Origin of the sequence: Acetobacter garciniae (assembly GCF_017377735.1) — a bacterium.
GTDB lineage: Bacteria > Pseudomonadota > Alphaproteobacteria > Acetobacterales > Acetobacteraceae > Acetobacter > Acetobacter garciniae.
Window position 1 is genome coordinate 42,124 of the sequence record NZ_JAFVMH010000004.1, and the last position, 14,155, is coordinate 56,278.

Below are 14,155 nucleotides of genomic sequence, written 5' to 3' on the forward strand. Positions count from 1 at the left end.
AAAGCGCTGGTGGACCCGACGCGATTCGAACGCGTGACCTTTGCCTTCGGAGGGCAACGCTCTATCCAGCTGAGCTACGGGTCCCTGCGCCCTCCCTAACCCAAAGCCATAGGGTTGCCAAGCCTCTATCTGTGCGGGCTGGCAACTTCGTGTGCTCATACAGCGTGGGCTTGCCAAAGGCGGCCCGGCGACCGGTCAGCGGGTCAGTTGATCCAGACGGGCAGGCAGGAACCATGGCATGCCCGCCTTGCCGGGGCGTGTATCTCCCCCATCCTGGGCCAGCCATGCGGCGGCGGCCACATCGCCCCCCGATGGCAGGAAAAAGCCCGGCTGTGTCATCCAGCGCAGGATATCGCCTTCCACCAGCGCGCTGTTGCGCCCGCGCAGCAGCAGGTGGTAGCCGCCGGGGATCAGGTCCAGCCTTGCCGGGCCGCTGGCCTCTGCCCCGTGCATTGCCATGGCGCGCCATACGGGGCCCATGGCGGCAGGGGGCACCAGGGCATCGCGATCGCCATACACGCACAGGATCGGGCCATGCAGGTTGGGTGCTGCTTCAGCAGCGTCGCGCATCAGGTTGACCAGGCCACGCAGCGTGGCCAGTTGTGTTTCGCGCAGGCTCAGCGGGTCGTAATATAGACGGATCAGGGCGGCGAGGTTATCGCTGGCCACCACATGCACCGGCAGTTCACGGCCGGTCACCACACGGTGCGGGAACATGGTGGCAAGGATATTCAGCGGCACGTCCGCCCCCGGCCCCAGCGCCCACACGGCCGGGGCCAGCAGGATCGTTCCGGCAATATGCGGTGCATCGGGGCTGGCCATGAGCAGCATGGCGACTGCCCCACCCATGCTCTCCCCCGCCAGGTAAAGGGGCACGCCGGGGTTTTCCCGCGCCAGGATGGCCAGTTCCTCGCGGATGTCAGCCACCATGCGCGCGCTTCCTGCCCAGCCGCCCCGGTCCGGGGCACCGCCGAAACCGCGCTGGTCAGGGGCTACGATACGCACCCCATTGGCCGTAAAGAACGGGGCGGGAAATTCCCACGCATCCCGGCTGTCGTTAAAGCCGTGCAGGGCCAGTATGACGGCGCGCGGGGCCGTGGCGGGGGACCAGACACGGGCGGGCAGGGCCGCACCGTCGGACAGGATAAAGACCCGGTCAGGCGGGACAAGCCGGGCGGCGGCGGCAAAGCGGGGTGGGGGCACGGGTGCATGGGCGGGCACGGCGGCACACCCGCCAAGCCAGCCGGCAAGGGCCAATGCCGCCATGCGCGCACCCCGCCGGGGCCAGCCGCTCACGCGCATGGGAAGAGAGGAAAGCTGCACAACCACGACGGGAATGCGTATCATCACCGGCACCGACAGACCAGAGCGGACCACGCGCCGCCCGCACCATGACACTGGGGATACCAATGCTGCCCACCCTTGTTCAGCCGACCAATCCCGTGCCCCGCCCAAGGCTTGGCCATATCGAGACCATTGTGGTGGACAAGCGCAAGGTCGCCTGCGATGGCGGGCTGGGCCAGCTTGGCCACCCCCGCGTGTGGCTGAAGATAGGCGATCACCAGACGGTGTGCCCCTACTGCTCACGCCTGTTTGTTCTCCAGCCCTCGGCCGACGCGCAGGACGAACACTGAGCGCGCGCACACTGCCCCCACTGGCAGGTGGGATGTTGCGGATACTATGCTGCACAGGGAACGGCGCGTAGCCCGGGCCCTCTGCGCAAGGGGCGTGCGGGGGTGCAACGTCTGCCGCCTTGGGGATCGCGCCTTTCCAAGCAGATGCGGCTTTGGGTATGCTGTGGCTTTGGCGCGTCGCGCCGAGTTGCCTGAAAGCCTACCCATGCTGCGCCCTGCCCCCTTCCCGCCCGGACCGAATATGACACGCCCGATGCGTGCGGCATGGCGGGCGGTGGCCGCCACCCTGTGGCTGAGCACGGGCCTGTTCCTGACGGCCCCGCTGGCTCGGGCTGCGGAAACTGCGCCGGTCAGGACAGGGCATGCCACCGCCAGCCTGATAACCGAGTCCGACACGGCGGACGGGCAGGCCCCCCTGCCTGTCGCCCTGTCGCTGCATTTGCAGGACGGCTGGCACACCTACTGGCGCAACCCGGGTGATGCGGGGGATCCGGTAAGCGTGTCTGTCACAGCCAGCGGCGCGCTGGAGGGCGAGGCGCAGACCATCCTGTGGCCCACGCCCCGACGGATCAGCGAATTTTCGCTGATGTCCTATGCCTATACGGGGGATGTCATCCTGCCCCTGCTCCTGCCCCTGCGCCACGCGCAGGGTGAAAAGGCCGCGCAGACAACGCTGACAGCCCATGCGCACTGGCTGGTCTGCGAACAGGTCTGCGTGCCGGAGGAAGCGGATTTCAGCCTGACCCTGCCCGTGGGCCCGCAGCACCCCGCGCCACAGGCCCCGTTGTTCGAGCGCGCGGCCCAGCAATCCCCCGTGGCGTCCCCCTACCCCGCAACCATCAGCCCCGATGGCGTTCTGCGCCTGATGGGGGCTGACCTTAACCCCCGTTCCGTGGCCGATGCCTGGTTCATGCCGGATGAACGCGGGCAGATCGTGGAAGCCGCAGCCCAGGCCCCCACCATACAGGATGGCTCCGTCACCCTGCATCTGCACCCCACAGCGGATTTCGCCCCGGCACAGGGCCACCGGCAGGGGACCACACAAGGCCAGGCGCCCGGCCCTGACGGCATAAGCGGCATTGTCGTGCTCAAGGACCCGGCGGGGGAAGAACGGGCCCTGCACGTGCAGGCAACGCCGGTGGCAGCCGCGCGCCCCGCCAGTTCCAGCACCCCGGTGCCCGGCGCAGGCCTGGTCCGTGATGCCGCCCCCAACCCGCTTCTGCCCGCCCCTTCGTCCGGCCCACCTGCCTCCCGGCCTGTCTCTTCCAGCCCGCTCCCGCCCGGATCGGCACCCTATGGTGCCGTATCCGCGCCTTCTGGCATGCCTGAAGGGCTGTCCATGGCGGGGCTGATGGCCTTTGCGTGGCTGGGGCTCATGGGGTTTGCAGGGGGGCTTGTCCTGAACCTGATGCCCTGCGTGTTCCCCATTCTGGCCATGAAGGCGCTGGCCCTTGTACGCATGGGCGGGCATGCGCGGCATGTCCAGCGCTATAGTGCGGTGGGGTACGCGGCGGGGGTTCTGGCCGGGTTCATGGTTCTGGGCGGGCTTGTCATGGGGCTGCGCCTGGCGGGCGGGTCCGTGGGCTGGGGGTTCCAGTTCCAGTCCCCCCTGTTTGTGGGCATGGTATTGTGGCTGCTGTTCGGCATGGCGTTGAACCTGCTGGGCGTTTTCACGCTTTTCCTGTCCGTTCCCGGGGCTCGCACCCTGCGCCCCAACCAGCCCGAAGCCCCGATCTGGCGCGAGATCTGGCATAACGTGCTGACCGGATTGCTGGCCGTGGCCGTGGCCTCGCCCTGTTCCGCACCGTTCATGGGGGTGGCCATTGCCGGGGCCCTTTCCGCCCCCCCTGCCGCGGGGCTTGCCATTTTCGCAGCCCTGGGGGCCGGGCTTGCCGCCCCCTATGTGCTGCTGGCCTTCTACCCCCGCCTGGCCGAAGCCCTGCCACGGCCCGGCGTGTGGATGGATTATCTCAAGCAGTTCCTGGCGTTTCCGCTGCTGGGCTCATGCGTGTGGCTGCTCTGGGTCGCGACGTTGCAGGGAGGGGCCACGGCCACCGTGCTGCTGGGCGCGGGGCTGGTCATGCTTGGGGCGGCGGCATGGCTGTACGGCATTGCCCAGCGCGAACAGATGCGCGACGGGGCAGATAATGCGGACCGCTTCCTGCGCGGCCTGGCCCTGCTGAGCCTGCTGGCGGCCCTGGGCCTGCTGCCCGTGCTCAAACAGCAGACGGACATTCCGGCCGGAACCGAGTTGGGGAATACCGCCGCGCCGGTCGCCATGGGCACGGCCAAACCGGACGCACCTGCCACCAGTGGAGCGAATGGGACAGAACCTTTCTCGCCGCAGCGGCTGGCGGCGTTGCATGACGCGGGCAGGCCCGTGTTCATAGACATGACGGCGGCATGGTGCATTACCTGCCTGATCAACGAACGCGTGGCCCTGGATACGCAGGCGGCCCGCGCGGCCTTTGCCCGCCAGGGGGTTGTGTTCATGCGTGGGGACTGGACCCGCCATGACAGCGCCATCACCACATTCCTGCAACAGCACGGGCGGGACGGCGTGCCGTTCTACCTGTTCGTGCCCGCCCACGGGGCGGAGGTAACGCTGCCGCAGATCCTCACGCCGAACATGGTTATCAACGCCATATCCCCTCCATCCTGACGCCACCCAAGCGAATATCTGACAGGAGGAGGCGAGAGGCAGGCTGCGTCCGCAAATTGCTAAAGTTTTTGTGTGTCGCCTTTTTTCAAAAAGGCCACGTTCTTTGAAGCTTTTTGAAAAAAGCTTCACCAAAAACTTTTATCAATTTTTATCAATAAGGTATTTTGCAACCGCCTTTAATGCCGGACGGAGGACGACAGCAGGTTGATCACCAGCACGCCCGCGACAATCAGGGCGATACCGGCAAGGGCGGGCAGGTCCAGGCTCTGGCGGAACACCACAAGCCCCACCACAGCGCTAAGCACCACCCCTGCCCCCGCCCATATGGCGTAGATCACACCCACCGGCATGGTCTTGAGCGGAATGGACAGGCAATAAAAGGCAAACCCGTAGGCCACCAGGCTGGCAACGGCGGGCAGCCAGCGCGCAAACCCCTGGGATGCGGCAAGGCAGCTTGTGCCGATCATTTCCGAGACGATCGCAAGTGCCAGCAGCACGAAGGATTTATGCGCCATGGGCTGGTCCTATGCCGTGGGAATATTCAGCCAATCCGTGCAAGCCCACCCATATAGGGTAGCAGGGCGTCGGGCACGGTGATGGAGCCATCCTCGTTCTGGTAATTCTCCATGACCGCGATCAGCGTGCGCCCGACCGCAAGGCCCGAGCCGTTGAGCGTATGCACGAAAGCCGGAGCCGCCCCAGCCTGCGGGCGGAAACGCGCATTCATGCGCCGGGCCTGGAAGTCGCGCGTGTTGGAGCACGATGAAATTTCGCGCCACGCATCCTGCCCGGGCAGCCAGGCTTCCAGGTCAAAGGTCTTGGCAGCACCGAACCCGGTATCGCCCGCGCAAAGCAGCATGCGCCGGTAAGGAATGCCCAGGCGTTCGAGCACGGTTTCGGCGCAGCGGGTCATGCGTTCGTGTTCGGCCTCGCTCTGTTCGGGCGTGGTCACGCAGACCATTTCCACTTTCTCGAACTGGTGCTGGCGCAGCATGCCGCGCACATCCCGCCCGGCCGAACCCGCTTCGCTGCGGAAGCACTGGGTCAGGGCCGTCATGCGCAGGGGCAGGCTGGCCCCATCGAGAATATCCCCCGCGACCGAGGCCGTCAGCGGCACCTCGGCAGTGGGAATAAGCCAGCGCCCGTCTTCCGTGCGAAAGGACTGATCGGCGAATTTGGGCAGCTTGTCCGTGCCGTACATGGCGTCATCCGTCACCAGGACGGGCACCTGCATTTCGACAAAATCATGTTCGCCCACATGCAGGTCCAGCATGAACTGGCCAAGGGCGCGGGCAAGGCGGGCAAGCCCTGCGCGCAGCACCACAAAGCGCGCGCCGGACAATTTGCCGGCGGTGGCGAAATCCATCTGGCCCAGCGCCTCGCCCAGTTCGAAATGCTGCTTGGGCGTAAAAGTGAATTCCCGGCGCGTGCCCCAGACATGCCTGATCTCGTTGGCACTTTCATCCGGCCCGTCGGGCACGGCAGGGTCCAGGCGGTTGGGCAGGTTGGCCAGCAGGGCCGTGCTTTCACGCTCCACCGCGCGGGCCTGTTCTTCCAGCGCTTCCATCTGCGCGCGCAGGCTTACACCTTCGACCTCCAGCGCGCTGGTATCCCCCCCTTCGCGCTTGAGCATGCCGATCTCGCGCGCCAGGGCCTTGCGGCGGGCCTGCCTGTCCTGCAACGCGGTCTGGGCCTGCCGGCGTTCCTCGTCCCACGCAAGAAGCCGTTGGGCCACGGGCTCCAGCCCCCGGCGCGCCAGATCGGCATCGAAAGCGGCGGGATCGGCCCGCAGGGCGCGGATGTCATGCATAACTCAGGAAATCTCCTGCTCGGGGTTGGGGTCGGTTTCAGTCGTGGAGCCGCGCTTGGGTTCCACCAGGCGGGCACACAGGATGGACACTTCGTAAAGCAGCACAAGGGGGACGGCCAGGCCGATCTGGGTAATGACATCGGGCGGCATGAGAATGGCTGCCACCACGAACGCGCCCACAATGGCGTAGCGCCTGAAGCGGCGCAGCATGGCAGCCGTCACGATCCCGGCGCGGGCCAGCAGGGTCAGCACCACGGGCAGTTCGAAGGCTGCGCCAAAGGCCATGATCAGCTTCATGACCAGGGCAAGATATTCCGACACCTTGGCCTGGAGTTCGATCTGCACGCCGCCATTGCCCGTGCCCGCCGTCTGGAAGGACAGGAAGAAACGCCATGCGATGGGGAAGATGAAATAATACGCCAGTGCCGCGCCCACTAAAAACAGCACGGGGGTCGCGATCAGAAACGGGGCGAAGGCGCGTTTTTCAGACCGGTAGAGGCCGGGGGCAATGAAGATCCACGCCTGTATGGCCCACATGGGAAAAGACAGGAACGCCGCCCCGAACAGGGCCACACGGATATAGGTGAAAAACGCTTCATACAGGGCGGTGTAGATCAGATGCGGTTGCAGGCCCTGCTGGCGCATGATGTCGCCCAGCGGCTGGGCCAGGAACAGATAGATGTTCTGCGCATAATGGTAGCACAGCGCGAAACACAGGATGAACGAGACAGCGGACCATAGCAGCCTGCGGCGCAGTTCCAGCAGATGTTCGATCAGCGACATGGGCTGGTCGTGGATCGGGTCGTCCTGAATGGTGGTGTTCTCGTTCATGCCTGCGAACCTGTGGGCGGAGAGACGCTGCCCTGTGGCGGCGGGAAGCCCGGAGGGATTGCTGAGGGGGCTGCTGGTGAGGCTGCTGGTGAGGCTGCTGGTGAGGCTGTCTGGGGCACCGCCGTTTCCGCAGCGGGTGTCTCCACCAGGGGCGACGGGTCCGATACCTGTTCCGCAGCGACTGCCGTATCCGCCCCCATTGTATCGGGCACCGGCAGGATGGCAATGCGGCCGGGGGCTACGGGCCGCCTGCCGTGCATCACGCGTACGGGCGGGACAATGGCGGGCGGGTGCAGCCTGTCCTGTTCGCGCAGGATACGCCGCGCAATGCCGGGTGGCAGTTCCGGCGGCGCGTTATCGACCACGCTCTGGGGAATGACGGGCGTGGCATAAGTATCCACCGTGGACCAGGCCGGGGTGGTGGACCGCACGGGCTCGGACCAGGTTTCCCCCCCTTGATCCAGCGGGGGGGCGCGGTCGAGCGCGCGGGGGCCCGCGGGTATGATACGTTCGGCCAGGGTGTCGGGCTGCTGCGTGGCGCGGGCCAGCGTGCCGTCGCTGTCCAAGGCCTTCATCAGCGTGCCGCGCACATTCAGGTTACGCAGGTCGCGCACCTGATCGCGCACGTCACCCAGATCGGCATCGCGCACCATGTCATCGAGATGGGACTGGAATTCCCCGGCCAGATTGCGGGCTTTCTTGACCAGCCCGGCCAGGCCGCGCATGGCGACGGGCAGGTCCTTGGGGCCGATCACCACCAATGCGACCGCACCAATCAGCGCGATTTCCGACCACGCAAAATCAAACATATGCAGCCCCGTTCACACCCACCCCCACGCGGGATGGCCGCCCTTGTGCGGATACAGACCGATTGTCTCTATCACGGGTGGGGGGAGGCATAAACCGTATCCTGCCGGCCTGCCCTGCCGCCACCCTGTCCCGGCCTGTCCTGCCCCGCATCATCCGGACCTCATGGTTCGGGGTCGGAAGGGTGGGGGTCGGAAGGGTCTTGTTCGCCACTCTCCCCTTCCGCCTCGCTCTCGGGGCGCGGAGCGGTTGGGCCATGGGGGAATGGAGCGTCCTGCTCCGCGCCGTGCTTTGCAGCAAAAGTGATCTCGGACTGGGCGGTGCCATAGCCGGACTGGGTTTCGGGCAGGTCCACCAGCAGTTCTTCGCGCCGGGGCAGGTCGGAGAGAGCCCGCAGGCCGAAATGGCGCAGGAAGTCGGGTGTCGTTCCCCACAGGACCGGCCGGCCCGGTACCTCCTTGCGGCCACGCGGGGCGATCAGCCCAGTCTCGATCAGCGTGTCCAGCACCGTCTGGCCCAGGCTGACGCCGCGAATATCCTCGATCTCGGTGCGCGTGCAGGGCTGGTGGTAAGCGATAATGGCCAGTGTTTCCATGACCGCGCGCGGCAGGCGGCGCGGGCGCTCCAGCACACGGGTCAGCAGGGGGGCCAGGTCGGGTGCGGTGCGGAACTGCCAGCCCCCCGCGACCTCCACCGGGCCGACACCCCGCCCCGCATAGCGCTGTTGCAGAGCCTGAAGCACGGCATCGACAAACGCTGCCAGGTCATCCTGCCCGGCGGGCATGATCTGGCGCGCTTCTAGCAGGTCCGCCAGCCTGCGGGTGCTGACCGGCTCGACGGAGGCGAAGATCAGCGCCTCCGCCAGGCGCACGGCATCGTCGGGAATGACCATAGGCACGCGTGCCTCGGCTTCCGGCGCTGAATTTTCACTGGCGCCATCGGGGCCTTCCTGCACCATGTTTTCGGGTGCTGGATTTTCGGGCGCGGGGCTGTCCTGCATGCTGCGTTCTTCCGAGAAAGCTTCCGGAACGGGGCTTTCCTGAACGGGACATTCCTGCATAGGACGCGCGTGATCGGGGCTTTCATCGGGGGCGTGATCCCGCATGGGGTGTTCGGCCTGGGTGCCGGTCATGCGTGTTCTCCGTTTTCGGTCTCGTCCGCACCGGTGGGGGGCATACCGGTCTGGGGCTCCTGCTCCTGCGGGCGGAGCAGGATCTGGCCGAAGGTTTCATCCTGGCGCAGTTCCAACTGCCCGGTCTTGGCCAGTTCCAGCCCCGCGATCAGCGTTCCGGCCAGGGCCGCGCGGCGCTGGCGGATGGCATCCGGCCCCACCGCCTGGTCGGGCAGGGCATCGGGCAGGAAGGCGTCCAGCGCGTTCCAGCCCGGCGGCGTTTCGCCCAGCAGGCGTGTCAGGCGGCTGAGCGCGTCCTGCACGGTCCATAAACGCAGGGTGCGGGGCGCGTAGATACGCCGCTGCGCGGTACGCCGCATGGCCGCCAGATAGGCCCGCATAAGCTGGGGCACGTCCAGGGCCAGGCCCGAACGGTCGACTTCCGTCAGGTTCTCGGGCTCGCCACGGGCAAAAACATCCCGCCCCAGCCGGGGCCGGGCTTCCAGCCAGCGGGCCAGTTGCCCCATGCACGCCAGTTCCATCAGGCGTTCATGCAGCAGTTCGGCTGCTTCTTCCCCCTCCACGGCCAGTTCGTCATCGGCGGGCAGCAGCAGGCGGGATTTCAGCCAGGCCAGCCACGCCGCCATGACCAGCCAGTCCGCCGCCAGTTCCAGCCTGATCCGGCGGGCCTTTTCCACCACCGCCAGATACTGTTCGACCAGTTGCAGGATGGAAATACGCGCCAGATCCACCTTCTGCGCCCGCGCGAGGTCGAGCAGCAGGTCCATCGGCCCTTCGAACCCCTCCAGCCGCAGCAGGGGCGAACGCGGGGTTCCGCCCTCGGCGGGGGGACTGGCGAGTCCGGTTTCCGCTGCGGCCCCGGCGGCCGGATGGGCCTGCGTGGCATCAGCGGGGCTGGCCCCTGCCCCCGTTGGAGAATCCTCCGGGGCAGCAGTTTGGACTGGGGTTACGGGTGTTGCCCCCATGGGCCCGGCGGGCGGGGGATCTTGCGCATCCATTAGGTCAGGCGGCCTGTGCGGGGTGGACTTACGGATGAGCCACCAGGCAGGCCAGGCCACGTTCACGCACGCTGGCGCAGAACGTGCGCGCATCGGCACTGGTGGCAAAGCCGCTTACGCGCAGGCGATAGAACTGGGCGTTGTTCTGTTCGGTCCGCACGATGGCCGGGGTACGGTCCGCGAACAGGGTGGGGTAGCGTGCCTTCAGCCGCGCCCATTCCTTGCGGGCATCGGCCTCGCTCGGCAGGGCGGCAAGCTGCGCCTGGAACGCACCCCCCGTTGAAGGCGGCAGGGCGGATGCCGGCGCGCTTTCCTCCGCCGCTGGCTTGGCATTGCCCGCACTGGCCGCCGGCGCAGGGGTGGCGGGGCCGGGCGGGGCCGGGCTTGCGGAAGATGCGGCTGCACTATCGCCTGCCTCTTCCGCACCGGGGGCTGTTGCGTCCTCCTCCTCCGCGTCCTGGGCGGGTTTGGCCTGCGCGCCGGGTGCGGCAGGTGGCGCGCCAGACGCCATGACCGGCGGCGGCACGGGGGCCGCTCCACCCACAGGCGGAGCACCCACGGCTTCGGCCCCACCCGCAGTCCCATTGGCCGTCCCATTGGCAGCACCCGGTGTGGCAGGCGGGGGCGTGGTCGCGCCATATTGCGCGGCAAGGGCTGCGGGGTTGGGGTTTTCGGGGGCGGGCACGGGGTGGTCGCCCTGATCGTCCGCAGCCGATGCGGGGGCGAGGGAGTCCAGTTGCATGCCACCGGGATCGACCGGCTTGGTCCGCATGGAGACGGCAGGCGGGCCAATGACGGGAATACCGCCCTGATGGTGGCGGACCAGCGCCCAGCCGCCTATGCCCAGCACAAGCAGCCCGCCCAGCCCGGCGGCCCCATAGGCCAGCCAGCGCGTGGCCGAGGCATTGCCCAGGAAACGGCTGAGCAGAATGGCCAGCGTGTTGGGGTCGGCCTTGTCGGGCGTGTCGTCGTAATCCATCGTCATGCGCTCGCGCGCACGGTTGATCCTGTCATCCGCCTGGTTCGACGGCGGAGCAGCAATATCGTCCCTCTCGCTCATCAGCGCATTTCCTCTACCGGGTCCACACCCATGACAGCCAGGCCCGAGCGGATGACCGTGGCCGTGGCCGCGACCAGGGCCAGGCGCGCACGGGTTGCCTCCACCGCGTCGGGCTGGAGGAACCGCAAGGACGCGTCATCCCGCCCGCGGTTCCATAACGCGTGGAAGTCCCCCGCCAGTTCCGCCAGGTAGAACGCCACGCGGTGCGGTTCGCGCGCAAGGGCCGCGGCTTCCACCAGGCGCGGCCATTCGGCCAGGCGGCGGATCAGCGCCATTTCCGCATCCGATGTCAGGGCATCCAGCGCGGCTTCGGCCAGGGCTGCGTCGGCCACGGGGCCATAAGCGGCATCGTCCAGGGCGGCGCGCAGCACGGAGCGGCAGCGGGCATGGGCGTACTGGACGTAAAAGACCGGATTGTCGCGCTGCTGGGCAACGACCAGATCAAGGTCGAATTCCATCTGCGCGTCGCTTTTGCGGGTCAGCATGGTAAAGCGCACCGCATCGCGCCCGACCTCGTCTATCAGGTCGCGCAGGGTCACGAACGTGCCCGCGCGCTTGGACATGCGCACCGGCTGGCCGTCGCGCAGGATATGCACGATCTGGCACAGCACCACCTCAAGCGGCACGCTGTCAGCCGTCAGCGCCCGGACGGCCGCCTTCATGCGCTTGACGTAACCGCCATGGTCCGCGCCCCAGACATCGATCATCATCTGCGCGCCACGGGCCACCTTGTCCGCATGGTAGCCGATATCGTTGGCGAAATAGGTATTGGTGCCGTCGGACTTGCGCAGCGGGCGATCCACGTCGTCACCGAACCTGGTGGAGCGGAACAGAAGCTGCTCGCGTTCCTCCCAGTCCTCGGGCAGCTTGCCCTTGGGGGGCTCCAGCACACCTTCGTACAGCAGGCCTTCGGCGTCCAGCCTGCCAATGGCTTCGTCCGTGACACCACGGGCCAGCACATCCGCCTCGGACGTGAACACGTCCTGATGCACGCCCAGCGCCGCCAGGTCTTCCTTGATGGCGTTGAGCATATGCGCGATGGTGAAGCCGCGCACGGTTTCCAGCCACGTGGCCTCGGGCGCTATGCAGGCCGTGCCGTCCGGCGCTGTTTCGGCCAGTTTGGCACCGTACTGTGCTGCCAGTTCCATGCCGACGGGGATCAGGTATTCGCCCTGGTATTGCAGCCCGCCGGGTGTCTGGGCCGCAAATTCGTCCTGCGACAGGGCGGTGCCAAGGGCTTGCAGGTAGCGCCAGTACGCAGCCCAGGCCAGGGCGCGGACCTGTGTGCCCGCATCGTTGATGTAGAATTCCTTGGTGACATCAAAACCGGCCTTGGCCAGCAGGTTGGCCAGCGCGTCCCCCACCACGGCCCCACGGCAATGGCCCACATGCATGGGGCCGGTGGGGTTGGCGGAGACATATTCCACATTGACCCGCACACCCTGCCCCAGCTTTGACGCGCCATACCCTTCACCCGCGCGCAGGATGGCGGGCAGCACGCCGCGCAGCACATCGGGGTGGAGGGTGATGTTCACAAAACCCGGCCCCGCGGCCGCGACAGCGGCCACACCCGCCACCTTTGCCAGGGCATCGACCAGGTCGGCGGCAATGTCGGCGGGTTTGCGGCGGCCGGCCTTGGCCAGCAGCAGGGCGGCGTTGGTGGCCATGTCCCCATGGGCGGGGTCACGCGTGGGGGTCAGTTCAACACGCGCCAGGATTTCCTCGGGCACGTCGGGCAGCAACCGCCGCACGGTGTCCAGGACATGGTGACGGTACTGTACGAACACACACTCTGACATCAACACTCAACCCCGTAATTCCGGCCCATCATTCTTCAGGGCCCACACACGCGCCGAAAACGCGTTATCAGCCCGCAACTGAGATGTCCGTCAACCGCCTATGTTCCTGCATGGCATAGCGATCGGTCATGGAAGCCACGTAATCCGCCACGATACGCCGCAATGCCGTGTCATCCCCCGGGGGGATCTGCTGCTGCCATTCCCCCGGCAGCAGGTTGGGCGACTCCGTCAGCACGGTGAACAGCTCGGCCGTGACCTGCCTTGCCTTATACGTCATGCGGTTGACCCGCCAATGCCGGTACAGCCGCGCGAACAGGAATTTGCGTATCCCCTTGTTGGCCTCGGCCATGGCATCGGAAAAGGCCACCACCGGGGCGCGGGCGGCGCGGATATCCTCCACACTGCGCGGGGCCAGGTCGCGCAGGCGTTGGCGGGTGCAGGCCATGACATCGGTCATGAGCACATTGATAACACGGCGCACCATTTCATGGCGGATGCGCTGGTGCGTGCGCGGGTCCGATGCCGGCAGGTCGGACGCCAGGGCCCGGGCCTGGGCCAGCGCCTGCCCCACCAGCGGCACGTCATCCAGGTCTGCCAGCGACAGAAGGCCCGATTTCACGCCATCGTCCAGGTCATGGCCGTGATAGGCGATATCGTCCGCCAGGGCCGCCACCTGGGCCTCGGCCGAGGCATGGGTGCCCAGGTCCAGGTCGAACAGGGCGTTGATTTCCCCCAGCCGGACAGACGGCCTGCGCACCGGCCCGTTATGCTTGGCCAGGCCTTCAAGCGTTTCCCATGTCAGGTTCAGGCCATCGAAGCCAATATAGTGCCGCTCCAGCACCATGACCTGCCGCAACGCCTGGGCGTTATGGTCGAAACCACCCCAGGGCTGCATCTGTGCGGCCAGCGCATCTTCCCCCGCATGGCCGAAGGGGGTGTGGCCCAGGTCATGGGCCAGGGCCACGGCTTCGGTCAGGTCCTCATCAAGCCGCAGGTGGCGGGCCATGGAGCGGGCGACCTGGGCGACTTCGAGCGAATGGGTCAGCCGCGTGCGAAAGAAATCGCCTTCGTGGTTGATGAAAACCTGCGTCTTGTACTGCAGCCGCCGAAAGCCCGAGGAATGCACCACCCGGTCGCGGTCGCGCTGCCAGGGGGTGCGGGTGGGGGAATCCGGTTCGTCATACAGGCGCCGCCCGCGCCCGGCCCCGGCTTGTACGGCATAGGGTTCCAGCCCCTGGCACCCGGCGGCGACCTGTTGCATGCACTTCAATCCTTCAGCTTCCCGGCAAAGGCGTCACACGCCATGGCGGGGCGAGTACGAACCCGATCACGCAAGGCCGGCCATCCGCCAGCGTGGGCCACTGGCCGGGCCATCTTCAACGCACCCGGCTTCAACGCCCGTTGCAGGCCCCATGATAGGGC

The 14,155-nt window shown here is 67.1% G+C and carries 12 protein-coding genes and 1 tRNA gene; 2 read left to right on the forward strand and 11 right to left on the reverse strand.

Going from position 1 to position 14,155, the window contains the following annotated elements:
* Positions 1-7: 7 nt before the first annotated feature.
* Positions 8-84: transfer RNA gene (locus J2D77_RS09535), tRNA-Arg, on the reverse strand.
* 111 nt (positions 85-195) lie between these two features.
* Complete coding sequence (locus J2D77_RS09540) at positions 196-1,347, reverse strand: alpha/beta fold hydrolase (RefSeq protein ID WP_207846239.1); 1,152 nt, start codon at positions 1,345-1,347, stop codon at positions 196-198.
* Positions 1,348-1,409: 62 nt separating this feature from the next.
* On the opposite strand from J2D77_RS09540, the gene J2D77_RS09545 reads away from it, so the two are divergent.
* Both J2D77_RS09545 and J2D77_RS09550 read left to right on the forward strand, forming a co-directional pair.
* Complete coding sequence (locus tag J2D77_RS09545; protein WP_207846062.1) at positions 1,410-1,634, forward strand: zinc-finger domain-containing protein; 225 nt, start codon at positions 1,410-1,412, stop codon at positions 1,632-1,634.
* Between the two features lie 241 nt (positions 1,635-1,875).
* Positions 1,876-4,296 carry a protein-disulfide reductase DsbD family protein gene (locus J2D77_RS09550; RefSeq protein WP_230975692.1) on the forward strand — a complete coding sequence of 807 codons (2,421 nt, stop codon included), beginning with the start codon at positions 1,876-1,878 and terminating at the stop codon, positions 4,294-4,296.
* 176 nt (positions 4,297-4,472) lie between these two features.
* Here the strand turns inward: J2D77_RS09550 and J2D77_RS09555 are convergent, their stop codons facing one another.
* The 9 genes from J2D77_RS09555 to J2D77_RS09595 all read right to left on the reverse strand — a co-directional run bounded on the left by J2D77_RS09555 (position 4,473) and on the right by J2D77_RS09595 (position 13,994).
* Complete coding sequence (locus J2D77_RS09555) at positions 4,473-4,811, reverse strand: DMT family transporter (protein ID WP_207846063.1); 339 nt, start codon at positions 4,809-4,811, stop codon at positions 4,473-4,475.
* A gap of 26 nt (positions 4,812-4,837) precedes the next feature.
* A complete protein-coding gene (gene serS / locus J2D77_RS09560; RefSeq protein WP_207846064.1) occupies positions 4,838-6,106 on the reverse strand; it encodes a serine--tRNA ligase in 1,269 nt (422 codons plus the stop codon).
* Positions 6,107-6,109: 3 nt separating this feature from the next.
* The gene (gene tatC, locus J2D77_RS09565) at positions 6,110-6,937 is read right to left on the reverse strand and encodes a twin-arginine translocase subunit TatC (protein ID WP_207846065.1); all 828 of its coding nucleotides are present in this window, start codon (positions 6,935-6,937) and stop codon (positions 6,110-6,112) included.
* Positions 6,934-7,746: a Sec-independent protein translocase protein TatB gene (gene tatB, locus J2D77_RS09570; RefSeq protein ID WP_207846066.1), complete on the reverse strand. Its 813-nt coding sequence runs from the start codon at positions 7,744-7,746 to the stop codon at positions 6,934-6,936. The genes tatC and tatB overlap by 4 nt, the downstream gene beginning before the upstream one ends.
* 161 nt (positions 7,747-7,907) lie before the next feature.
* Positions 7,908-8,636, reverse strand: coding sequence for an SMC-Scp complex subunit ScpB (gene scpB / locus J2D77_RS09575; protein WP_230975711.1), 729 nt, complete (start codon positions 8,634-8,636; stop codon positions 7,908-7,910).
* Between the two features lie 236 nt (positions 8,637-8,872).
* Positions 8,873-9,841, reverse strand: coding sequence for a segregation and condensation protein A (locus tag J2D77_RS09580; protein WP_207846242.1), 969 nt, complete (start codon positions 9,839-9,841; stop codon positions 8,873-8,875).
* 61 nt (positions 9,842-9,902) lie between these two features.
* A complete protein-coding gene (locus J2D77_RS09585; RefSeq protein ID WP_207846067.1) occupies positions 9,903-10,934 on the reverse strand; it encodes an SPOR domain-containing protein in 1,032 nt (343 codons plus the stop codon).
* Positions 10,934-12,733 (reverse strand): arginine--tRNA ligase, encoded by a 1,800-nt coding sequence (gene argS / locus J2D77_RS09590; protein ID WP_207846068.1) that lies wholly within the window; start codon positions 12,731-12,733, stop codon positions 10,934-10,936. The genes J2D77_RS09585 and argS overlap by 1 nt, the downstream gene beginning before the upstream one ends.
* A 67-nt stretch (positions 12,734-12,800) precedes the next feature.
* Positions 12,801-13,994 (reverse strand): deoxyguanosinetriphosphate triphosphohydrolase, encoded by a 1,194-nt coding sequence (locus J2D77_RS09595; RefSeq protein WP_207846069.1) that lies wholly within the window; start codon positions 13,992-13,994, stop codon positions 12,801-12,803.
* Positions 13,995-14,155: the final 161 nt, after the last annotated feature.

Coding starts and splice junctions, on each gene's coding strand:
- J2D77_RS09540 (WP_207846239.1), bottom strand. CDS start 1,347: ATGATACGCATTCCCGTCGTGGTTGTGCAGCTTTCCTCTCTTCCCATG.
- J2D77_RS09545 (WP_207846062.1), top strand. CDS start 1,410: ATGCTGCCCACCCTTGTTCAGCCGACCAATCCCGTGCCCCGCCCAAGG.
- J2D77_RS09550 (WP_230975692.1), top strand. CDS start 1,876: ATGACACGCCCGATGCGTGCGGCATGGCGGGCGGTGGCCGCCACCCTG.
- J2D77_RS09555 (WP_207846063.1), bottom strand. CDS start 4,811: ATGGCGCATAAATCCTTCGTGCTGCTGGCACTTGCGATCGTCTCGGAA.
- serS (WP_207846064.1), bottom strand. CDS start 6,106: ATGCATGACATCCGCGCCCTGCGGGCCGATCCCGCCGCTTTCGATGCC.
- tatC (WP_207846065.1), bottom strand. CDS start 6,937: ATGAACGAGAACACCACCATTCAGGACGACCCGATCCACGACCAGCCC.
- tatB (WP_207846066.1), bottom strand. CDS start 7,746: ATGTTTGATTTTGCGTGGTCGGAAATCGCGCTGATTGGTGCGGTCGCA.
- scpB (WP_230975711.1), bottom strand. CDS start 8,636: ATGGTCATTCCCGACGATGCCGTGCGCCTGGCGGAGGCGCTGATCTTC.
- J2D77_RS09580 (WP_207846242.1), bottom strand. CDS start 9,841: ATGGGGGCAACACCCGTAACCCCAGTCCAAACTGCTGCCCCGGAGGAT.
- J2D77_RS09585 (WP_207846067.1), bottom strand. CDS start 10,934: ATGAGCGAGAGGGACGATATTGCTGCTCCGCCGTCGAACCAGGCGGAT.
- argS (WP_207846068.1), bottom strand. CDS start 12,733: ATGTCAGAGTGTGTGTTCGTACAGTACCGTCACCATGTCCTGGACACC.
- J2D77_RS09595 (WP_207846069.1), bottom strand. CDS start 13,994: ATGCAACAGGTCGCCGCCGGGTGCCAGGGGCTGGAACCCTATGCCGTA.